17 protein-coding genes are annotated in these 21,363 nt (G+C 43.5%); 14 read left to right on the forward strand and 3 right to left on the reverse strand.

Features of this window, described 5'->3' with window-relative positions:
* The first annotated feature begins 46 nt into the window (after positions 1–46).
* The 8 genes from hemW (at position 47) to STRDD13_RS01325 (ending at position 9,798) form a co-directional block, all read left to right on the forward strand.
* Positions 47–1,204 (forward strand): radical SAM family heme chaperone HemW, encoded by a 1,158-nt coding sequence (gene hemW / locus STRDD13_RS01290; RefSeq protein WP_067100843.1) that lies wholly within the window; start codon positions 47–49, stop codon positions 1,202–1,204.
* The gene (locus STRDD13_RS01295; protein WP_067100846.1) at positions 1,195–1,941 is read left to right on the forward strand and encodes an acyl-ACP thioesterase domain-containing protein; all 747 of its coding nucleotides are present in this window, start codon (positions 1,195–1,197) and stop codon (positions 1,939–1,941) included. The genes hemW and STRDD13_RS01295 overlap by 10 nt, the downstream gene beginning before the upstream one ends.
* On the forward strand, positions 1,931–2,551 hold the full coding sequence (locus STRDD13_RS01300) for an NUDIX hydrolase N-terminal domain-containing protein (protein WP_067100849.1): 621 nt from the start codon (positions 1,931–1,933) through the stop codon (positions 2,549–2,551). The genes STRDD13_RS01295 and STRDD13_RS01300 overlap by 11 nt, the downstream gene beginning before the upstream one ends.
* 13 nt (positions 2,552–2,564) lie before the next feature.
* A complete protein-coding gene (locus tag STRDD13_RS01305) occupies positions 2,565–3,338 on the forward strand; it encodes a TIGR01457 family HAD-type hydrolase (RefSeq protein ID WP_067100852.1) in 774 nt (257 codons plus the stop codon).
* Complete coding sequence (locus STRDD13_RS01310) at positions 3,328–3,951, forward strand: TIGR01906 family membrane protein (RefSeq protein ID WP_067100855.1); 624 nt, start codon at positions 3,328–3,330, stop codon at positions 3,949–3,951. The genes STRDD13_RS01305 and STRDD13_RS01310 overlap by 11 nt, the downstream gene beginning before the upstream one ends.
* 264 nt (positions 3,952–4,215) lie before the next feature.
* On the forward strand, positions 4,216–5,961 hold the full coding sequence (locus STRDD13_RS01315; RefSeq protein WP_067100858.1) for an ABC transporter ATP-binding protein: 1,746 nt from the start codon (positions 4,216–4,218) through the stop codon (positions 5,959–5,961).
* The gene (locus STRDD13_RS01320; RefSeq protein WP_067100861.1) at positions 5,951–7,819 is read left to right on the forward strand and encodes an ABC transporter ATP-binding protein; all 1,869 of its coding nucleotides are present in this window, start codon (positions 5,951–5,953) and stop codon (positions 7,817–7,819) included. Before STRDD13_RS01315 ends, STRDD13_RS01320 begins: the two co-directional genes overlap by 11 nt.
* Positions 7,820–8,076: 257 nt before the next feature.
* Positions 8,077–9,798 (forward strand): glycerophosphoryl diester phosphodiesterase membrane domain-containing protein, encoded by a 1,722-nt coding sequence (locus STRDD13_RS01325; RefSeq protein WP_067100864.1) that lies wholly within the window; start codon positions 8,077–8,079, stop codon positions 9,796–9,798.
* 295 nt (positions 9,799–10,093) lie between these two features.
* Here STRDD13_RS01325 and STRDD13_RS01330 read toward each other — a convergent pair whose 3' ends face one another.
* Positions 10,094–10,588, reverse strand: a complete 495-nt coding sequence (locus tag STRDD13_RS01330) for a glutathione peroxidase (protein ID WP_067100868.1) — start codon at positions 10,586–10,588, stop codon at positions 10,094–10,096.
* Positions 10,589–10,776: 188 nt separating this feature from the next.
* Between STRDD13_RS01330 and STRDD13_RS01335 the strand changes: the two genes are divergently transcribed.
* The 3 genes from STRDD13_RS01335 to STRDD13_RS01345 all read left to right on the forward strand — a co-directional run bounded on the left by STRDD13_RS01335 (position 10,777) and on the right by STRDD13_RS01345 (position 13,066).
* A complete protein-coding gene (locus STRDD13_RS01335; protein WP_067100871.1) occupies positions 10,777–11,181 on the forward strand; it encodes a PaaI family thioesterase in 405 nt (134 codons plus the stop codon).
* Positions 11,162–11,911, forward strand: coding sequence for an HAD family hydrolase (locus STRDD13_RS01340; RefSeq protein ID WP_067100874.1), 750 nt, complete (start codon positions 11,162–11,164; stop codon positions 11,909–11,911). The genes STRDD13_RS01335 and STRDD13_RS01340 overlap by 20 nt, the downstream gene beginning before the upstream one ends.
* An 81-nt stretch (positions 11,912–11,992) precedes the next feature.
* Positions 11,993–13,066: an SseB family protein gene (locus STRDD13_RS01345; protein WP_067100877.1), complete on the forward strand. Its 1,074-nt coding sequence runs from the start codon at positions 11,993–11,995 to the stop codon at positions 13,064–13,066.
* A 90-nt stretch (positions 13,067–13,156) separates the two neighbouring features.
* Here the strand turns inward: STRDD13_RS01345 and STRDD13_RS01350 are convergent, their stop codons facing one another.
* Together STRDD13_RS01350 and STRDD13_RS01355 are read right to left on the reverse strand one after the other, a co-directional pair.
* Positions 13,157–14,473 (reverse strand): ATP-binding protein, encoded by a 1,317-nt coding sequence (locus STRDD13_RS01350; protein ID WP_231852533.1) that lies wholly within the window; start codon positions 14,471–14,473, stop codon positions 13,157–13,159.
* Positions 14,470–15,195, reverse strand: coding sequence for a LytR/AlgR family response regulator transcription factor (locus STRDD13_RS01355; RefSeq protein ID WP_231852534.1), 726 nt, complete (start codon positions 15,193–15,195; stop codon positions 14,470–14,472). The genes STRDD13_RS01350 and STRDD13_RS01355 overlap by 4 nt, the downstream gene beginning before the upstream one ends.
* 152 nt (positions 15,196–15,347) lie before the next feature.
* Here STRDD13_RS01355 and STRDD13_RS01360 point away from each other — a divergent pair, with 152 nt between their 5' ends.
* From STRDD13_RS01360 to STRDD13_RS01370, 3 genes are all read left to right on the forward strand, one after another.
* Positions 15,348–18,281 carry a glycoside hydrolase family 3 protein gene (locus tag STRDD13_RS01360; protein WP_067100879.1) on the forward strand — a complete coding sequence of 978 codons (2,934 nt, stop codon included), beginning with the start codon at positions 15,348–15,350 and terminating at the stop codon, positions 18,279–18,281.
* 41 nt (positions 18,282–18,322) lie between these two features.
* A complete protein-coding gene (locus tag STRDD13_RS01365) occupies positions 18,323–18,802 on the forward strand; it encodes a GtrA family protein (RefSeq protein WP_067100882.1) in 480 nt (159 codons plus the stop codon).
* A 75-nt stretch (positions 18,803–18,877) separates the two neighbouring features.
* Positions 18,878–21,277 carry a glycoside hydrolase family 3 C-terminal domain-containing protein gene (locus STRDD13_RS01370; protein WP_067100886.1) on the forward strand — a complete coding sequence of 800 codons (2,400 nt, stop codon included), beginning with the start codon at positions 18,878–18,880 and terminating at the stop codon, positions 21,275–21,277.
* Positions 21,278–21,363 lie beyond the last annotated feature (86 nt).

The raw sequence follows: 21,363 nt of genomic DNA on the forward strand, positions 1-21,363 counted from the left end.
CCAATGGCTCTTAGCTAGCCATTCAAAAATATGGTATAATAAACACATGTTATCAAAACCGACGTCTGCCTATATTCATATCCCTTTTTGCACACAGATTTGCTATTACTGTGATTTTTCGAAAGTTTTTATCAAGAACCAGCCTGTAGATGCTTATCTTCAGGCTCTTATTAAAGAAATCCAGCATTATAAATTACCCCAATTGCGGACTCTTTATATCGGAGGTGGGACACCATCTGCTCTCTCCGCTTCTCAACTCGACTATCTTCTGACCAACTTATCAAAAGAAATTGATCTCAGTCACATTGAGGAGTTTACCATTGAAGCCAATCCAGGTGATTTAACGAAGGAGAAAATTCAAGTGCTTCAGGCATCGGCCTGTAATCGTGTCTCCCTCGGGGTGCAGACTTTTGATGATGGGATGCTCAAGCGGATTGGTCGAAGTCACAATCGTCAGCAGATTTATGAAACCATTGAGGCCTTAAAAGAAGCGGGTTTGACCAATATCTCCATTGACCTGATTTATGCCCTACCGGACCAGACCTTAGACCAGGTAAAAGACAATGTAGCGCGTGCTTTAGACCTAGATATCCCCCATCTGAGTCTTTACAGCCTTATCCTTGAGCAACACACCATCTTTATGAATCGTCAAAAGCGGGGCCAACTTCATTTGCCTGGAGAGGACGTGGAATCAGAGATGTTTGAGTATATCCTGTCCGAACTAGAGGCACATGGATTTGAACATTATGAGATTTCGAATTTTACCAAGCCAGGCTTTGAAAGTCGTCACAATCTCATGTATTGGGATAATGCTGAGTACTATGGTTTAGGAGCTGGGGCTTCCGGCTATCTAGCTGGGATGCGCTACCGTAATCGGGGGCCTATCCAGCATTATTTGACTTCCATCCAAGAAAAGGGGCATGCCCGCCTGCATGAGGAACAGCTCACTCAAAAGGAAATGATGGAAGAGCAGATGTTTCTAGGCTTGAGGAAGAAGGCTGGGGTTTCCATCACAGACTTTCAAACCAAGTTTGGTGTCAGTTTTGACCGGGTTTATGGGCCGATTGCTGACCGATTAAAAGAAGAGGGGCTTTTACAAGAGGAGGGCGATCGTTTACGGATGACCAAGCGAGGTCTGTTCCTCGGTGATACGGTCGCGGAGAGATTTATTTTAGATGAAGGGAGTTATGGACTATGGGATTAATTTATAAAGAGGAATTTACCATTCCCTACAGTATGTCGGATGTCAACCATTTAGCCAATTTACCGGCCTTGCTAGGAGAATGTATTTCGGTATCGGGACGTCAGTCCATCGCTCTAGATAATAGCGATGATTGGGTCTTTGAAAACTATGGTCTGGTGTGGATCATTACGGATCATGATATTCAGGTCAACCATCTTCCTCGCTTGTATGAGACGGTTGTCATTGAGACTGAAGCCTTGGCCTACAACAAGTTCTTTTGTTACCGTGCTTTTCGCGTCTTGGACCAGGAAGGTCAGCTCTTGGTTGATATCTGCAGTAGCTTTGCTCTCCTTGACTGGGAAAGCCGAAAAGTTCACCCTGTTTTGCCCGAAATTGTAGCGTGTTACCAAGCGGATTTTGAGAAGAAGTTGCGTCGGGGACCCAAATATTCTACTTTAGATCATTTCGCGAGCGAAGACTATCGGGTTCGGTTTTATGACATTGACATGAATGGACATGTCAATAATGGACGCTATATTGAATGGGTCTATGAGGTTATGGGATTTGATTTTCTATCCCACCACATCCCGAAACGGTTGCAACTCAAGTACTCAAAAGAGGTCTCACCGGGTGGTTTGATTCAGTCACGCTATGAGCTGGACGGATTGACCAGCCAGCATGAAATTGTCTCAGATGGACAAGTTAATGCTCAGGCGATTGTTCGCTGGCAAAATGTGGAGGAGGATTATGTCTCATAAAGATGAATGGTTGACCTGGGCAACCAAGCTCCAATCTCTAGCACAGAATGGTTTGGCTTATACTGAAAATGTCTTTGACAGAGAACGTTTTGAAGAAATCCGACAAATTTCGGTGGAAATGTTAGCCTGTGCATCTGGGCTTCCCGAGGACAAGGTGAGGGATCTCTTTGCCAATGAAACGGGTTACCAAACGCCTAAGATTGACACACGGGCTGCGATTATCAAGGAAGGACGAATCTTACTCGTCCAAGAGAATAATGGAACCTGGTCATTACCAGGTGGCTGGTGTGACGTCGATCAGTCGGTTCTAGAAAATGTCCAGAAAGAAGCTAAGGAAGAAGCGGGGCTTGAGATTGCCGTCGAAAGATTGGTTGCCGTTCTGGATAAGAGAAAGAACAATCCTGTCACCTCTGCTCATTATGTGACCAAGCTATTCTTTTTGTGTCGAGAGCTGGGAGGTCAATTTGAAAAAAATAATGAAACTCTGCAATCGGCCTATTTCTCTATGGATCAACTTCCACCATTAGCAGAAGGAAAAAACACAGTTGCGCAACTCCAGTTGTGTTTTGAGGCGGCAGCAGCAGAACACTGGGAAACCGTAGTCGATTAGGAAAGGAAAGAGGATGAACTACTCAGGCTATTTGATAGATTTAGATGGAACGATCTATAAGGGGAATGAACGAATCCCTGCTGGTGAACGATTTATTGCTCGCTTGCAAGAGAAGGGGATCCCTTATTTATTTGTTACGAATAATACCACCCGAAGCCCTCAAGCTGTCCAAGAGATGCTGGCAGATAAATTTTCGATTCAGACGGGTCTTGAGACGATATATACGGCTAGTCTCGCTACGATCGACTATATGGAGGAGTTAGGAAAAGGGAAAACAGCCTATGTCATAGGCGAATCAGGTCTGAAGGAGGCCATTCTAGCGGCGGGTTACACCGAGGATACGGAAAATCCAGCCTATGTGGTAGTGGGCCTTGATTGGAAAGTAGACTATGAAAAATTTGCCATTGCGACCTTAGCAATCCAAAAAGGTGCCCACTTCATAGGGTCTAATCCTGATCTTAATATTCCAACCGAACGTGGTCTCCTTCCTGGAGCTGGAAGTTTGATAGCCTTTCTAGAGGCAGCAACGCGTGTACAAGCGACCATTATTGGCAAGCCCAAAGCAACCATCATGGAAAAAGCCCTTGAGCGATTGGGGACTAAAAGAGAAGAGACCTTGATGGTTGGAGATAATTATCTAACGGATATCCGAGCTGGTATTGACAATGGCTTTCCCACTCTCTTGACCTTGACCGGCTTTACGACTAAAGAAGAAGTGCCTGACCTACCGATCCCTCCGACCCATGTCGTTCGTGACCTAGATGAATGGAGTTTGGATGAAAAATAAGATTGTCCTTTTTTCAACGATTGTTTTTAGCTTCAGCTTTGCCATTCTCGCTACGATCTACCTTGCCTGGCTCTTGTATCCTTTAGAAATCTCAGGCTTGGATTTAACAGCTCTGTCGGGTCTCTCGTCTGAGCGGATCCTGCTAAATTTTCACCATCTCATGGATTACCTGACCAATCCTTTCAGTTGGACTTTAGCCATGCCAGATTTGCCCTCTTCCACGAATGGTCTTCATCACTTTGCACAGGTTAAACTCTTATTTCATCTCGTACAGTTCCTCTTTTTCCTCTCGCTTCCCGGATTTGTGTGCTATCTAAAAGAGATTTTTGGGAAAGGTTTTGGCCGGCTTTACCGGAGAATTTTTTTCGGTTTAGCTGTGTGTCCATTCCTTCTTTTCCTCTTTGTTTTCTTCATAGGCTTTGACCAATTTTTTGTTTTATTCCACCAAGTATTGTTTGTCGGGGATTCAACCTGGCTCTTTGATCCTGCTCACGATCCGGTGATTTTGATCCTGCCCGAGGTCTTCTTTCTCCATTGTTTTCTCGTCTTTTTCTTCCTATATGAGCTGACTTGCCTTGTCTTTGCTTGGGGAGGAAAGAAGCGAAAGGATTAAGTAAGAAAAGGAAACCTTGCAGCACTAAGGTTCATTGCTTTTTTAAAACTTTTTCAGTATAATGATTCGGTACCGGATCATACAAAAAAACTTACCTACAGCTGGTCTGCTAGGTAAGTTTATCTATGTAAAGGAAATAGGGAACTTCCCCTGATAACCTATAAGAGATGGATGAGACCTTTCATCTACTCTTTACAATGATTTTCTATTATTAGAAGAGAAGATTTCTCATTTTGAAAAACAACTATTTTTATGGAGGTAAGTATGCTTCAGTCACTTATTGCTGAGATAAAGGAATATCGAAAACCATCCTTTCTAGCGTCTTTTTATATGGTCCTAGAGGTTATGTTTGAAATTTCGATTCCCTTTGTAATGGCAAGTTTGTTGGACCAAGGAGTCCAACAGTCCAATATGGACAATATTCTTTTCTATGGAGGAATTATGCTGGTTTGTGCCTTTTTATCCCTTTTTTGTGGAATGCAATCGGCACGCTACGGGGCTTTTGCCTCAGCAGGCTTTGCGAAAAACTTACGTAAAGCCCTCTTCAAGAAGATCCAGACCTTCTCCTTTGAAAATATCGATTCCTTCTCATCTGGAGGATTGGTGACGCGGATGATGACCGATGTCACAAATGTTCAGAATTCCTACCAAATGATTATTCGGGTCTGTGTTCGGGCACCCTTGAATCTTATTTTTGCAATTGCAGCTAGTTTCCTCATCAATGCGGAGATGGCCTTTATTTTCGTTGGTGTTAGTCTTTTCTTAGGGGCTGTTCTGTTCTTGATTACAAAGATTGTCTACCCGCGTTTTACAGCAGTTTTTGCGGCCTATGACCAACTCAACAACAATATCCAAGAAAACATCACCAACATGCGGGTAGTCAAATCCTATGTCAAGGAAGCTGAAGAAACATCTAAATTTAAAAAATCTTCTCGGCGGATTTACAATATGTTTATGAGAGCCATTCGAGTGATTACCCTCAGCAATCCGGCAATGATGTTGTCCATCTATACGTCCTTTATCCTGATTTCCTGGCTTGGAGCCCAATTAATCGTTGGAGGGACAATGACAACAGGTGAACTAACTTCGATGTTTACCTATACGATGACCATCCTGATGTCCTTGATGATGTTTTTGATGATCTTCGTCATGCTGTCGATCTCGATTGCATCGGTCTCTCGGATCAATGAGGTCTTGCATACGGAGTCGACGATCGTCTCTCCAGAGTCGGGTCTTACAGCAGTGGCGGATGGCAGTGTTTCGTTTGATCATGTCCAATTTTCCTATCAAGATGAAAATGGCGATAAAACCCACGTATTAAAAGATATCAACTTAGATATCCAATCGGGTGAGTTTATTGGGATTATTGGAGGAACGGGTTCTGGGAAATCCAGTCTTGTTCAATTAATTCCTCGCTTGTATGATGTTGAAGCAGGTCAAGTTCGGGTCGGTGGTCAGGACGTGAAAGACTATGATCTGGACTATTTGCGCAAGCAAGTAGCGATGGTTCTTCAGACAAATGTCTTGTTTAGTGGGACGATTAAGGAAAACATGCGCTGGGGAAATAAACATGCGACGGATGAAGAAATTATCGCAGCCTGCAAAATTGCTCAAGCGGATGAATTTATCCAAGACTTTAAAGATGGCTATGACACAAAAATTGAGCGTGGTGGAAGCAATGTCTCTGGAGGTCAACGCCAACGTCTCTGTATCGCACGTGCTCTTTTGATGAATCCAAAAATTCTGATTTTGGATGACTCGACATCTGCCGTCGATACCAAGACAGATGCCTCTATCCGTCAGGGCTTGGCTGCGAGTCTGAAGGATACAACGAAAATTATCATCGGTCAGAGAATTTCCTCTATTCAAGATGCAGACCGCATCATCGTCATGAATGATGGGAAAATTGATGCGATTGGCAGGCACGAGGATTTGGTTTTGACCAACGCAATCTACCGAGAAATCTATGAAATGCAAACACAAGGGAAAGGAGAAGCAGATGCAAAATAGAAAAAAAGCGGGTTTTGGATCCATCCTTCGACTCTTGAAGTTCATGTGGCAGGATTATAAGGTTGCACTCCTAGTTTCCTTTGCCCTTATCGTTATCTCCTCTCTTGCGACTGTAAATATTACGGCGTCTATCCAGTCACTGGTGGACCAGTATATAGAGCCCATGCTTTCTACAGGAAGTCGTGATTTTGGACCTCTCTTGAAATTCTTATCGGGTGTTGCCATTTTCTCTCTTTTTGGAGTCTTGGCCAACTACGGCTTTTCGCTCATCATGGCGACAATCTCTCAGGATATGTTGCGCACTCTTCGGAATCAGCTCTTTAGTCGAATGGAAAAGTTGCCGATTCGCTATTTTGATACGCATCAGCATGGAGATATCATGTCTATCTACACGAATGATATTGATGCTTTGCGCCAAGCGATTGAACAGTCCATTCCTCAGTTGCTCCAATCAACTATTACCATTATTGGTGTTACGTTCGCGATGCTTGGAGTGAGTCCGCTTCTCTTTCTAGTCGTCCTTCTCATGCTATTGGTAATGATTTTTGTCATTCGTGATATTTCGGGCAAGTCAGGGCGTTACTTCGGAGAGCAACAAGCGAATCTCGGGATTGAAAATGGTTATATCGAAGAAATGATGTCTGGTCAAAAGGTGGTGAAAGCCTTTGTCCATGAAGAAGAAAGTATCGCCGAATTCAATCGGATTAACGAACAACTCTTTGAGTCTTCTTATCTTGCCAATCGTTATGGGAATGTGTTGATGCCCATCCTTGGAAATTTAGGGAATATCTCCTTCGTCATTACAGCCATTGTCGGTGGAAGTTTAGCTTTAGGGGGTGTTGGTGGTTTGACAATCGGAGGTTTGATGGCCTTTTTGCAGCTCAACCGGTCCTTTACCAGTCCCATCACACAGGTCTCCCAACAAATTAACTTTGTCCTCATGGCCTTAGCTGGGGCGGACAGAATCTTTGATTTGTTGGACGAGGAAGAAGAGGTTGACCAGGGAGTGGTGACCTTAGTCAACTATAAGCTAGTAGATGGCGAAAAGGTCGTGACTGAAGAAAAAACCAATTACTGGGCTTGGAAACATCCACGGGAAAATGGGAAGTTTGAGCTAGTTGATTTAGTCGGAAATGTCGTCTTTACGGATGTGGATTTCTCCTATGACGGCAAACATCAGATTCTTCATGATATCAACCTTTTTGCGGATAAGGGTCAAAAAGTAGCCTTTGTCGGAGCGACCGGAGCTGGTAAAACGACCATTACCAATCTGATTAATCGCTTTTATGATATCCAGTCAGGTTCGATCACCTATGATGGGATCGATGTTAAATTGATTGAAAAGGATTCCCTCCGCCGTTCGTTAGGAATCGTTTTGCAAGATACGCACCTCTTTACAGGTAGCATTGCAGAGAATATCGCCTATGGTCGTAAAGACGCCACTCGAGAAGAAATTTTAGAGGCGGCTCGGATTGCCAATGTCGACAGCTTTGTCAAAAATCTGGACCAGGGCTACGAGACAGTCTTAACTGATGATGGAGCTGGCTTATCCAATGGCCAACGTCAGTTGATTGCGATTGCACGAGCAGCCTTAGCAGATGCTCCTGTTCTCATCCTAGACGAAGCAACTTCCTCTATCGACTCTCGTACGGAGAAAATGGTCCAAGAAGGAATGGACCGTCTGATGAAAGGTCGGACTGTCTTTGTCATTGCCCACCGCTTATCGACGATTGTCAATTCGGATGTCATCATGGTCATGGACCATGGACGCATCATCGAACGAGGCAATCATGCAAGTTTGATGGCTGAGCGGGGAACCTATTATCGACTCTACACGGGTGGATTAGAAATTGATTAGCCTACAATCTGAGACAGATGCGTCTCAGATTTTTTTTGACGTCAGACCATTTTGTCTTTTCTCTAGAATGGACGATGGGAGACCGACGAGATAGGCTATTCTTTGAAAACAATCGTCAGAATAAGTTTTGGAGATGGATAAGAAAAGTCAATTGACAAGGTTCTAAAACTTGGATACAATAAAGCAAGTTTCTATTATTGAGAGGTAGTTATGTCTGAAAAAAGGCTATTAGACACCGCATTGGCCAAGCTTTGTCTATGATTAATCGATACAAGTTTTCCTATCTTTCTGTCGCGATAATGCTACAGATTGTGATGGCGTTTGGCTTTCAGGTTTTACGGTGGGTGTTTCGATTGGCCATCATCGCTTCGGATGAATACAATTTGGATAAAAACAATCTTTTCGTGATTTTGTCCAATCCCATCAGTGTGTTCCTGCTGGCTCTTTTTCTAATTGTATTTGCCTTTTTCTTCCTGGTGGAGTTTTCGACGCTCGTCTCAGTGATTTATGTATCACAAGCTGGCGGAGATCTTGAATTGAAAGAGGTTCTCAAGCAGTCCTTGAGAAGGCTTAAAAATATTTTTGGAATTCAGTTTTTGTATTTTCTCCTTTACCTCATCGTCACCATTCCCTTAGCTGGCTTGGTCATTGGCTCCAGCCTAACCGAGCATCTCTATGTTCCAGACTTTATTACTGGAGAATTCATGAAGTCGACCAGCGGTCTAATCGGGACTTTTGTCGTTTTGATAGGATTTGTCTATCTAAATGCTCGTTTGCTCTACGTAGTTCCCTATCTCATCACCAAGGACCAACCTTTTTTAGACTCAGTCAAAGATAGCTGGAAAAAGACCCGAAAGGGCCTCTTTCCCTTGCTCATTTCGATCGGATTGTTTGAATTTATCCTGTCCCTGGCCTATGCTATTTTAGTATTTTTACTTGTTGGGGTCGTCAGTTTTTTAGATCCAAGTGGTCAAAATCGGTGGATGGAAATTGCTTTTTTGGTCTTGGTTCGGGTCTTTAGTTTTGCTTTCTCGGTCTTTACAAAACTTGGTGTCTTAAGTATCTTGGTGTCCGGTTTGCAACATGAGAACAAAGCCATGCTTCAGCCACGTCAAGTTTCTGGACGGATGAAGTGGCTCTTTTTGGGAACAGTAGGTACATTATTAGCTGTCTCCATTTCATCGGCTTATGACATCGCCACTGCAACCTTGAATCAATCAGAGATGATTATAGCGCATCGAGGAGATATCCGGCATGGAGTAGAAAATTCGCTCGAGGCCTTAGAAGCAGCGTCTGAGAATAAGGCCAATGCAGTCGAAATGGATATTCTTTTGACAAAGGATAACCAGTTCGTAGTGATGCATGATAACAAGTTGAAACGTCTTGCAGGGATAGACCGCCGGGTGCAAGATATGACGCTAGAAGAATTGCAAAAGGTTGAAATCACTCAGGATGGACATCGCTCGCATATCTCCTCTTTTGAGGATTATGTCAAGCGGGCCAAGGAATTACACATGCCTCTCTTGGTCGAGTTAAAACCACATGGGGGAGAACCATCCAACTATGCAGACCTTTTTATTGCTGAAGCTAAGCGCCTAGGTATTGAAAAAGAATACCGTGTGATGTCTTTGGATCTTGACCTCATACAGGAAATTGAAGAAAAAGATCCCGCGATTGAAACAGGCTATGTGATTCCCATCCAATTTGGTCTGTTTGCTGAGAATCAGGTCGATTTTTATGTCATCGAAGACTTTTCTTATCGGCAAGAACTAGTCACTCAGGCGCATCAAGAAAACAAAAAAATATTTGTTTGGACCATTAATGATTCACAAAAAATCGAAAACTACCTTCAGCGTCCAGTTGATGCCATCATTACAGATGAGACAGAAGAAGCGGCTTCGATTCGCCAAGAACTAAAACAAGAAACGAGCTATTTCAATCGTTTCCTTCGATTATTGGACAGTGATTCAAATAGTTAAAAGGAATGGTTTCGCTAACCTGATTCTAAAACAGTATTTCCTACACCCCAAAAGGGAGAGAAAAACTTTCTCTTTGGGGTGTTTTTGATTGAAATGGATATCCTGCTGTCCCCTAAACGTTACTTCCCCCCACGAGACTGTTAGATCGTTCCCTCTTCTTTCTATCCTCAATCTAGTGTCTCAGATAGCTTTACAAACGAAGTGGTCAAAAAAAGGATCTAGCCTGTGGATACAGAGCTAAATCCTTGGTTAAGATGGGAAATTGAACTTGTCTGCTGCGATACTAGAAAGTCGTCTAGTCCGTCTCAGGAGAAGCCAAGAGTTTCTGGATACTGGATGCGATCTCTTCAGGGAGTGTCTTGGATGAAAAGCGCTGGACCACCTGTCCTTCTTGGTTGACCAGGAATTTTGCAAAATTCCATTCAATTCGCTTTCCTAGAGGACCCGATGCCTGGTCTTTTAGCCACTGATAGAGGGGGTCGGTCTCTGCTCCATTCACTTTGATCTTTGCAAAGCGCGGAAAGGTGGTAGCGTAGTGGAGGCTACAAAAGCTATTGATTTCTTCCGCACTACCAGGTGCTTGTCCCATAAATTGATTGCAGGGGAAATCCAAAATTTCAAATCCTTGGTCCTGAAACTGGTCGTAAAGAGACTGTAATCCTTCATATTGAGGAGTGAGGCCGCAACCTGTCGCTGTATTGACTAAGAGTAGCACCTTTCCTTGGAAGTTGGAAAGGGGAAAAGCCTGGTTGGCTTGATCCATCACGGTAAAATCATAAATGCTCGTCATCAGATTCTCCTTGCTGTTGATTCTTTATTGCTATTATTATACCAGTGAAGTTCTCTAAGGTCGAGAAAAACAAATCGGTTCTTTTCCTTCTTAGCGAGATAAAATAGAAAGGCCTCATTCTAGGTAAACTTGCCTGTCATCGCCAAAAGTAGTATGATTAAAGGGTTGTGGTAGGAGGAAAGAAAAGGATGAAAGATATTCATTTTGATGCTATTTCGGCATTTGAAAACTATGAAATCAAAGAAATGAGAGATGGACGTGTGGTTGTGACGACAAAGGTCGTGGATTCATCCCTTAATTACTACGGGAATGCGCATGGTGGCTATCTATTTACCCTATGTGATCAGATTTCTGGTCTAGTCGTGGTTTCTCAGGGGGTAGATGGCGTGACCCTCCAGTCTTCGATTAACTACCTCAAGGCTGGAAAGTTGGGGGATATCTTGACCATCACAGGGGTTTGTGTGCATAGTGGACGGACTACCCGCGTGGTGGACGTTGAGATCCATAATCAAGATGGAGTCAATGTTTGCAAGGCCACTTTTACCATGTTTGTTACAGGAGAAAGACTAGAAAATGCCCAAGTTCGCATATAAAAACTACCTATTTGATTTTTATGGTACCTTAGTGGATATCCATACAGATGAGGAAGACCCTCTTGTTTGGGAGCAACTTGCAGCGCTCTACCGTGCCTATGGCATAAACTATAGTGGGGAAGGGTTACATATTGCCTACAAAGATTTGATTGCTAGGGCGGAAAAGGAATTAAAAAGTCACTTGCAAATCGATTTTCCAGAGCCTGATCTGCGAGTGATCTTTGCCCAGCTCTATCTATCCGGCGAAAAGCAAAAGACCCACCTATCTAAGGGCGTGAATCTGCGATCTTGGGGGGATTACCTTGCTAATACCTTTCGTATCCTTAGTCGAAAGCGCTTGGCTCCTTACCCTTGTACCCATGAGACCTTGGAGAAGTTGAAAAAGAAAGGAGCTAGGCTTTTCTTGCTGTCCAATGCTCAAGCTTCTTTCACTCAGTCGGAAATTGATCTGACAGCTTGTCGTCCATTTTTTGAGAAGATTTATCTCTCTTCCGATTACCAGATGCGCAAGCCTCAAGCAGACCTTTACCGTCGTGTCCTAGCGGAAAATCATCTAGAGGTATCCGAAACGGTCATGGTTGGCAATGACCTTTTTACCGATATGGCTGGAGCAGGCGCTATTGGTTTGGATGGAATTTTGTTGAACACTTTTCCTTATTCTGAGGATCAGTTGCATCATCTGAACCCAATGAATCATCCAGTTATTCGGAATATTTCAGAATTAGGCTAATGGTCTAAAGGATAATGGCAAGATGCAGATCCATCCTTCAGTGGACAGACATCATGATAGAAGAAAAGAGAAAGAATAGATATGGGAGTATTTGATTTTTTACGAAAGAAGCCATCCAAAGAGGCTGTTTCTCGTCCAGACCAAGGTATTGAAGCTTACGACGACTATCTAAATCAGATTGGGGAGTACTATGTCGCCTTTAAAGAATTAGACTTGTCGGAAGAGGATTTTAAGGAAGCAAGGGTAACCGATCTAGCTGAAGCTTGGCGGCTCTTTATATGGTTTTTAAAAGAGCGTGTCGGGATGGACCAGCTGACGGAAGAGCAGTTGGCCATAGCCAATCAGAGGATTCGTCGACTGGCTGAAGTGTTAACGCAAAAGATCCTTGAGCTAGACCATCTCTATTGCCTGTATCATCGAAATACCGATGAGCCGGCCCTCTTTAGCCAGCTAACGGTGTTAGAGGATGGACGACGGTCTTCCTCAGAGCCGATGATTCGGATTTTTACTGATCGAGATTTGGAAGTGGCGGCTTCCTATCCAGAGGACCAATTTTCCATTGTCAAAATCGACCGAGCAGATGGTCAAGGAATTCTGAATTTTCTCCATCATGCTTTTTATATCGACGGTGCGATGGGGATTGAATTGGGATCAGATGCGGTCTCCATAGCGTCTTCAAAATTACTAGAAGAGCCCGACTTCAGTCACTTACCAGAGGTCCAACGGCCTATTCATAACCCGTCGATCATGCGGTGGTTGCTTTTAATGGCACAGTTAGGGGATGTTAGAGAGCACCCTGAAAGTCAAGGAGACTATGCTCATTATCATTATCTGATGCGCCAGAACCTAGCAGAGGCACGTTTCTTGGTTCCGAGCCAGGTGGATGGACTCTCCTATGATGAGGAGGGGAATGCTGTTTTGTCTCAAGGAAGTAGCCTTGCTCTCGTCACCATGGATGGAAGAGGAAAGCGCAAGGCCATACAGATGTTTACCGATTGGAATCAATTTCGAAAGCGTTACGATCTTGATTATGACGGCTGGATGATGACGATTGCGGAGATCATTGATCACTATGATGTCACGATCAATCCAAATCCAGACTTTCCCTACTTGGGGATCTATCTAGACCAAGAAGCCTTTCAGGAACTAATCTAAAGAATGGCGTACACAGCCTGTAAGGATTGGATTTTTCATGAGTATAGAAGGATCAAAAAATCTCTTTCTCATCCGGGAAAGAGATTTTTGTTATGAGCTGGAATTGGTAGGAATCAAGATTTTTACATGAACCCAATCTCCTTTTTGCCGAAAGGTCATGTGGCCACCATATTTTTTGGCGATGTAATCCATACTCTTTAAACCATAGCCATGAGCCTCTTTGTCTTTTTTTGAAGTAGTTGGGAAATCAGCTAGATGATCCTGCAGATGGTGAGGAAAATAGTTGTCAAAACGAAAGACCATAAACTGACTGTAAGGGGCGATTTTTACAGTGATCAGCCGTTGATCCAGGTTAGAAATCTTTTCCACTGCCTCGATAGCATTGTCAATAGCATTGCCAATGAGGGTCGATAAATCAATCACATCCATGAAATCTAGACCAGCACCATTCACGAGACAGGTGAAATTGATATCATTGTGCAAACAGTAGTGGTTTTTCTGGGTTAAAATGGTGTCCAAAACGGGATTTCCAGTGTTAACCTTGGCTTCAAAATTTTGAATGGCTTCATTAATCTCGCTGAAGTACCGTTGTCTACGTTTATGATCAGCTTCTTGTTCTAAAATGGCTAATTGATGCTTGAGATCATGGACTTTACGACCAATCATTTCACTATTTTCTTGGTAAGCTTGGTATTGCTTGTACTGGAGTTGAAACATTGAATGAATAGAGGTTAGTTCTTCTTTGAGATAGCGCTCATGCTGCAAGGTCTCCTGGGTCAGTAATAGTAAAATTCCGGAGACATTGATCGTCGTCCGTAAAATAAAAATGCTCGTCGAGTCTCTGAATTGCTCCGTATGGTTGAGCAGAAAGCCAGAGTTGGAAAGAACGAAAATTGCTAATGAGGTGAAACAGGCGGTGTAGACATCGCGTATTTCAATGATCGATTCTAAATCACTCGTCGAGAGCTTTCGGTTTTGCCAATAGAGGATGGATAATGTCAATCCGCCAAATAGGAACATAAAGCTGGCTTGACTCCATCCTGAGTCATAAGGGCTTTTATAAAGAAGAAGGCAGTAGAGATGCCAGGAGACAGAAGCCACAAGCTCTGCTGCGATAAAGGATTTAGCCGTTTGATACAGCTGCAGGGAGAGCTTTGAGACGCCTAAGAGCCGAATAGAGAGAAACATCCAGACAATATTTAGGAGGATTCCTGGAATCCAGAAAATTAAAGGGAGTTGTCCTGCAAACAATTGGAGGATCATCTGAGCGCATAAGAGGATCAAAATCCGAAGGAGACCCTTTTTAAGCCCCAGATGCTTCAGGGAATCCATGGCGATGATGCAGCAGGCGGCACTTTCGGCTAAGGCTGTGTAGATGCGCGGAATATCAGGAAAAGTGTTCATCATAAGAGGGTATCTCCGATATATTCGGTCAAAGCTTTCATAAAGTCTTTCTTACGAGGGCGACTGACTGGTATGGTATCTCCAGCTACTGTAATCAGATTTCCTTGCGTTTGTTCCACGTAGGCGAGGTTCACGATAAATCCAGAATTACAGCGGAAAAAGGAGTGACCATCAAGGGAGCTTTCTAACTTTTTGAGGGTTGTCGTAGTCGTCAAGATTTGCTCTCCATAGTGGATATGGATGGAATGCCCTTCGCTTTCAATGTAGGTAATCTCTGATTGAGGGATTTTATAGGTTTTGTTCTTGTTTTTAATGTATAAAAACTGTTCCTGCTCTGCATCGGACGGCAGCTTGCGAAGGATTTTTTTGAAATGCTCCTCAAACACAAAGGCAGTCAACGGCTTTAAGAGGAAATCAATGGCATCCACTGAATAGCCCTGGATGGCTACTTGGGAATGGTTGGTCACAAAGACGATCAAGACATCGGGGTCGACTTCACGGATTTTTTTGGCGGTTGTCATCCCATCCATAATAGCCATCTCGACATCCAAATAAATGACGTCATATTGACGTTGATAATCACTGGTAATGCCAAGTCCGTCATTAAAGTAGTGAAGGGAAACAGAGACCCCATGCTCCTTTGCAGCATTTACGATATAGTTGTTTAATTTCTTTTGCTCTTGAAGTTGGTCTTCGACAATGGCGATATGTATGGTTTGTTTCATATCCTTTAGTATAGCATGAATTGACTCATTTTAACAAAATGAACAGGTTATGCAGATAAATGAACAGTTTATGAAGAAAGGGTTTTCTTTTCATTGATTTGTCGCTATACTAAAAACAAGAAAGGGCTTACAAAGTCAAATAGGAGGTTCTCATGATCAATCGAAATCAACAAAGAAGTCTACTCGCAGTGATTGTGTCCATGTCCTTTATTGGTTCACCCGTGTCTGCTGCAGATACCTATCCAAGTAGCTATCAGTCCTGGGATGCTGAAACAGTTGTTCGCTACACGCTTGTCTTAGCGACCATTGCAGTCGTAGCTGCTATCGTTTTCGGGATTTACCGTATTGTCAAAATCAAATCCCTGAAGTCGCTCAAACGCCGGATTAGTTTTGGACTGTCTGCCTTACTAGGGATCCTTGTCATTGCTGCTAATGTTGCAGTAAGTGCGTATACCAATGTCATCGATGCTTATTTTGCACCCAGTTATGCAGATCAAGCAGCCATAAAGGAGACAAGTGCTGTTTCAAGAAAGTTGGTCTCATCGATCCAGGAAGAAGGAAGCGTCTTACTCGAAAATAAAAACAAGGCTCTTCCATTAAAGGATGAAACGAAAGTCAATGTATTTGGAATCTCATCCGTAAAATTGACCTATGGCGGGTCAGGGTCAGGAGCAGCCGATGAGTCGCAAAACGTCGACTTACAAACATCTCTCAAAGATGCAGGATTCGAGGTCAATGATGAATTAACAGACTTCTATAAAAAACACCTGCCGGAAAAGAAAAAAGAGAATGTCTTTTCTTTGAATGGCGGCGATTATAATATCTATGAGCCAGCACAATCTGAATACTCAGAGGACCTGATGGCCAATGCCAAGAAATTTTCAAATACAGCTATTTTTGTCGTATCACGAAATGGTGGTGAGGGAGCAGACCTTCCTCAGGATATGAAGGATTACAAACAAGGGGACGCTGGAAAGCATTACCTTGAGTTGCAAACTGTCGAAAAAGAATTGCTTCAAAAAGTAGAAGAAAATTTTGATAAAGTCATCGTCCTCGTCAATTCTTCGAATGCCATGGAGCTTGGCTTCTTAAAAGACTCAAAGGTAGATGCAGCGCTTTGGATCGGGGGACCTGGTGTGACAGGGATGTCTGCTGTAGGAAAAATCCTGAAAGGGGAAGTCAATCCATCTGGACGATTGGTGGATACTTACGCTTATGATTTGGAAAGCAACCCAACTTTCTTTAATACGGGAGATTTCACCTATACCAATACAGGTTATTCGATAAAAGGCATGGATGGTAAGGAGAAAGAGGCCTTTCATCACTTCGTTCATTATCAAGAAGGAATCTATCTTGGCTACCGCTACTACGAGACCAGATTTGTCGATAATCAAACTGGTCAAGTGGATGAGTCAAACTACAACCAGACAGTTCAGTACCCATTTGGATATGGTTTAAGCTATACTAGCTTCAAACAAGAAATGACGGGACTGACAGAAGCCGATGGTAAGATAACCGTCCAAGCTAAACTAACGAATACTGGGGATGTGGCTGGAAAAGAAGTCGCTCAAGTGTATTTCACAGCCCCATATACCCAAGGAGGCATTGAAAAATCTCATGTCGTTTTGGCTGGATTTGCTAAAACAAAGGATTTGGCACCAGGGGAGTCACAAACCCTCAATATCGAATTTAACCGGGATGATCTTGCATCTTATGATTACAAAAATGCCAAGGCTTATGTCCTTGATAAGGGAGATTATCAGATTAAATTGATGAATAATGCCCATCAAGTATTGGATAGCAAGACGTATACCGTGGCACAAACAGAAATCCGCAACCAACGTTCAACTGATAAACAAGCTGTGACCAATCAGTTTGACGATGCCGCAGGAGATGTGAGTTATGCAAGCCGTGCAGACTGGGCTGGAACACTGCCAACCAAACGAACAGAAAATAAGAAAGCTACTGAAACTCAAATCAAAGAACTAGACGTCAAAAACGACCGCGTATCGGATTCGGGTGCAAAAGCCAGTGAAGCAACCGGTCAAAAAGGAGATCTTCGCCTTCTTGACCTAAAAGATGCAGACTATGATGATCCGCGCTGGGACAAGTTATTGGATCAAATGTCTACTGCTGAAATGGCTAAATTGATTGGCTATGGCGGATATACGACGGGTGCGGTAGCATCTGTAGACAAGCCAGCCACTCTGGACATCGATGGGCCTGCTGGAGTAAACGGAATTTTCCAAAATATCCACGGCGTCCAATACAACTCCGAAGTGGTGGTGGCTTCTACTTGGAACACAGAATTGGCAAAAGAGATGGGAGATGCCTTTGCAAAAGAAGCAAAAGCACATGGTGTGGTCGGTCTGTATGGTCCTGCGGTCAACATCCACCGTTCACCATTCTCTGGTCGAAACTTTGAGTACTATTCTGAAGATCCAACGATTTCTGGTAAAATGGCTTCAGCTTTGTCTCAAGCCGCACTTAAAAATGGCGTTTATACCTATACCAAACACTTTGCCTTGAATGATCAAGAAGACAACCGGATCGGTGTGGCCACTTGGGCGAATGAACAAGCCATCCGTGAAATTTACCTTAAAGCATTTGAAATTCCTGTAAAAGATGGTGGTTCAACAGCTATTATGTCCGCCTTTAACCGCTTAGGGACTCTTTGGGCTGGTGGTAATAAAGCTTTGTTACAAACTGTCTTGCGCGATGAATGGGGCTTTAAAGGAATGGTCATCACGGACTACTTTATGCCAGGTTCTTATATGAGTTCTGATCAGGCTATTCGTGCTGGTGGTGACTTGATGCTCTCTACTCTAGGGGCTCTTCCATCTGAAAAGTCAACTGGAACAGAAGAAGGTCAAGCGGCCTTACGCAAAGCAAGCAAGAATATCTTGTACACCGTCGCTCACTCAGCAGCCTTTGACCTTTATTCACCGAAGACAAAATGGTGGTTAGTGATCTTGATCGTGGTGAATCTACTTCTAGTTGCCTTGACAGCCTTTGGCTTAATCAAATCAACAGCTAGAAAAGCAGAAAAAACAGTTCAGAAAGAAAAAAGTAGCAAATTAGGATAGGGAGGAGTTTTCCTCCTTGTCTCTTTTTAAAGGAGAAGGGTATGAAAGAATGGATCGAAAAACATCCAGACTTATGGGAGTTTATTAAATTTAATATTTTATCAAATGTCGCAACGATTACCAATTTTTGTGTTCTTTGGCTGGCTTCGAACTTTCTATTTACCCGCTTTGCCCATCAGAGTTTTAACTGGTTTATCTTTCAGTATGATGTCAAAAGCGGAGGACTAAATGGTTTCTTGTCCTTCTTATTAGCCTATATTTGTGCACAAATAGTGAACTATATTGTGCAACGAACACTCGTATTTGGCGCTCAAAACGATTTCAGAAAAACCCTTCATTGGTATATTCTAACGGTTCTTGTAGCTGGGGTTTTATCGATTGTGTTGCCCCCTTATACGACGGCTATCTTCCAATCCTGTGGGTTCGGACTTGGGATTGCGCAAATGTTGGCCAATGTCATCAATATTGTAGTACAAGTGGTGATCAACTATCCCATGATGAAATTTGTCATTATGAGATAGAGGAGCTATTTGATAGGAGAATGGATGAGCTAGAAATAGATCTTATAGCAGGATAAAAGAATTGGGAGATAAAAAATGAAGCACAAGCATATCATTGACACATTGACGCTGGAGGAAAAGGCTGCGCTCATGTCAGGGAAATCCGTCTGGGAAACGAAAGATATCCCTGAAAAGGGAATCCCATCTATCTTTCTATCAGATGGTCCCCACGGGATTCGAAAACAGGAAGGGGATGGAGATCATCTCGGATTGAATGCGTCTATCCCGGCGACCTGCTTTCCGACAGCAGCGACATTGGCGAATAGTTGGGATCCGGAATTAGTTGAAGAAGTCGGGAGCGCCCTTGGGGCAGAAGCAAGAAGTCTTGGTGTCCAGATGGTGCTTGGTCCAGGTCTAAATATCAAACGGAGTCCCCTATGTGGGCGAAACTTTGAATATTATTCAGAGGATCCCTATCAATCTGGGAAGATGGCTGCAGCAATGGTTCGTGGCATCCAATCACAAGGTATTGCGGCAACACCAAAGCATTTTGCGGTGAATAGTCAGGAACTGCGCCGAATGGCTTCCGATTCGATTGTTGATGAGCGGACGTTACGGGAGCTGTATCTGACTGGCTTTGAAATAGCAGTAAAAGAAGGTCATCCCAAAGCCCTCATGAGCTCTTATAATTTGATCAATGGTGTCTATGCGAATGAAGACAAGAAGCTCCTTCAAGATATTTTGCGAGATGAGTGGGGCTTTGATGGCCTTGTCGTATCAGACTGGGGAGGCTCCAATGACCATGTAAAAGGTGTAGCAAGCGGGAGCCACTTAGAGATGCCTGGGACCAAGTCCATCGGACAAAAGGAAATTGTAGATGCTGTCCAATCAGGCTACTTGCAGGAAGAGCTCTTGGATCAGCGCGTGGATGAACTGTTGGATGTGGTTTTCGAGCTTGCGGTGGTAGACCGTCAGCCAATTGATCCTAGCAAACAACATGACTTGGCTCGAAAAGCCGCTAGAGAAAGCATTGTCCTCTTGAAAAATGAAGAAAAGGCATTGCCCTTGTCCAAGGGTGAACGTGTCGCCCTGATTGGAGAATTTGCCCAACATCCCCGTTACCAAGGGGCAGGGTCTTCCTTGATCCAGGCAAAGAACCTTGAAAACACCTTGAGTGCTATTCAGGATTATCCTCTTCAGTTTGTAGGATTTGCCAGTGGTTACCAGCGGACGGATCGGCCGGATGAAGGACTGATCGATGAAGCAGTTCGCCTTGCAAAACAAGCGGACACTCTTCTTTTATACCTAGGTTTAGATGAAATCAGTGAAAGTGAAGGCTTGGACCGCAGTCATTTGTCTCTTCCGAAAAATCAATTGCAATTGGTAGAAGCGCTTGTCAAACTGGAGAAGAAAATTGTTGTCGTGCTTTCTGCAGGTTCTGTACTCGATCTATCTTGGGATGAGCAGGTGGATGCAGTGGTTCATGGCTATCTTTCCGGAGAAGCAGGAGCCACAGCGCTCTTAGATGTCCTAACCGGACGTGCGAATCCATCTGGCAGACTAAGTGAAAGCTATCCGTATGCTTTATCAGACATTCCATCCTCACGTGATTTTCCTGCTAAAGGCTTGTATTCCTACTACCGAGAAGCCTTGTATGTTGGCTATCGCTATTTTACCAGCGTAGAGCGAGCGGTTAAGTATCCTTTTGGTTTTGGTTTATCTTACAGTCACTTCACCTATCATGACTTGCAGGTGAAAGCAGATGGTATCGAGCTTTCTCTTACGAATACAGGGGATGTTGCAGGAGCTGAAGTCGTCCAATTTTATGTCGGAAAAAAAGATTCCAAGATATACCGTCCATCCTTGGAATTAAAAGGCTTCCAAAAAGTTTTCCTAAAAGCAGGTGAAAGCAAGCGCGTCCAGATTCCATTTGACGAGTGGACTTTCCGTTATTTCAATGTTGAAACGGGGGCATTTGAAGTAGAAGAGGGCTTGTACCAGCTGTATGTCGGAGCAAATGTCGAGGAATTGTCCTTATCTGCTGAAGTCAACCGAAAAGGGACGACAGACCGGTATCCTAGCCAAGAAAACCTTCCATCCTATTGGAGTGGTCATGTGGAAGAAGGATCAGATCAGGAATTTGCAGTTTTATTAGGCCATGAACTTCCGATCGAAGGGATCGCGAAAGGCCGAGATCTAGGCTTGAATGATCCTTTGCTTAAAATGCAATATGCCAAAAGTTGGATAGCAAGAAGGGTCTATCATCTTTTGGACCGACGTCTTCAAAAGGCGGAGAGAAAAGGGATCCCTGATTTAAATCTACTTTTTTTGTACAATATGCCTTTTCGAGCGCTTGCCAAGATGACAGGAGACCGCATAGACCAAGCAATGGTCACCGCTATCTTACACATCGTAAATGGTCACTTTTTCAAGGGTCTAGGGAAGTTAGCTTCAGCCTATCGAGCTAAGAGGCATTATCAAAAGACTCTATCTTGAGTAGGAAAAGAAAGAGTAGTCGGACAGGACTCGATTGAAAAGGACTCTTCGCATGTGTCAAAAAGAGGCTAGGACAAAAGTCCTAG

The organism is Streptococcus sp. DD13 (genome assembly GCF_001578875.1).
GTDB lineage: Bacteria > Bacillota > Bacilli > Lactobacillales > Streptococcaceae > Streptococcus.

What these genes read in the sequence shown, in the direction of transcription:
- hemW (WP_067100843.1), top strand. Translation starts at nt 47, where the DNA reads ATGTTATCAAAACCGACGTCTGCCTATATTCATATCCCTTTTTGCACA.
- STRDD13_RS01295 (WP_067100846.1), top strand. Translation starts at nt 1,195, where the DNA reads ATGGGATTAATTTATAAAGAGGAATTTACCATTCCCTACAGTATGTCG.
- STRDD13_RS01300 (WP_067100849.1), top strand. Translation starts at nt 1,931, where the DNA reads ATGTCTCATAAAGATGAATGGTTGACCTGGGCAACCAAGCTCCAATCT.
- STRDD13_RS01305 (WP_067100852.1), top strand. Translation starts at nt 2,565, where the DNA reads ATGAACTACTCAGGCTATTTGATAGATTTAGATGGAACGATCTATAAG.
- STRDD13_RS01310 (WP_067100855.1), top strand. Translation starts at nt 3,328, where the DNA reads ATGAAAAATAAGATTGTCCTTTTTTCAACGATTGTTTTTAGCTTCAGC.
- STRDD13_RS01315 (WP_067100858.1), top strand. Translation starts at nt 4,216, where the DNA reads ATGCTTCAGTCACTTATTGCTGAGATAAAGGAATATCGAAAACCATCC.
- STRDD13_RS01320 (WP_067100861.1), top strand. Translation starts at nt 5,951, where the DNA reads ATGCAAAATAGAAAAAAAGCGGGTTTTGGATCCATCCTTCGACTCTTG.
- STRDD13_RS01325 (WP_067100864.1), top strand. Translation starts at nt 8,077, where the DNA reads ATGATTAATCGATACAAGTTTTCCTATCTTTCTGTCGCGATAATGCTA.
- STRDD13_RS01330 (WP_067100868.1), bottom strand. Translation starts at nt 10,588, where the DNA reads ATGACGAGCATTTATGATTTTACCGTGATGGATCAAGCCAACCAGGCT.
- STRDD13_RS01335 (WP_067100871.1), top strand. Translation starts at nt 10,777, where the DNA reads ATGAAAGATATTCATTTTGATGCTATTTCGGCATTTGAAAACTATGAA.
- STRDD13_RS01340 (WP_067100874.1), top strand. Translation starts at nt 11,162, where the DNA reads ATGCCCAAGTTCGCATATAAAAACTACCTATTTGATTTTTATGGTACC.
- STRDD13_RS01345 (WP_067100877.1), top strand. Translation starts at nt 11,993, where the DNA reads ATGGGAGTATTTGATTTTTTACGAAAGAAGCCATCCAAAGAGGCTGTT.
- STRDD13_RS01350 (WP_231852533.1), bottom strand. Translation starts at nt 14,473, where the DNA reads ATGATGAACACTTTTCCTGATATTCCGCGCATCTACACAGCCTTAGCC.
- STRDD13_RS01355 (WP_231852534.1), bottom strand. Translation starts at nt 15,195, where the DNA reads ATGAAACAAACCATACATATCGCCATTGTCGAAGACCAACTTCAAGAG.
- STRDD13_RS01360 (WP_067100879.1), top strand. Translation starts at nt 15,348, where the DNA reads ATGATCAATCGAAATCAACAAAGAAGTCTACTCGCAGTGATTGTGTCC.
- STRDD13_RS01365 (WP_067100882.1), top strand. Translation starts at nt 18,323, where the DNA reads ATGAAAGAATGGATCGAAAAACATCCAGACTTATGGGAGTTTATTAAA.
- STRDD13_RS01370 (WP_067100886.1), top strand. Translation starts at nt 18,878, where the DNA reads ATGAAGCACAAGCATATCATTGACACATTGACGCTGGAGGAAAAGGCT.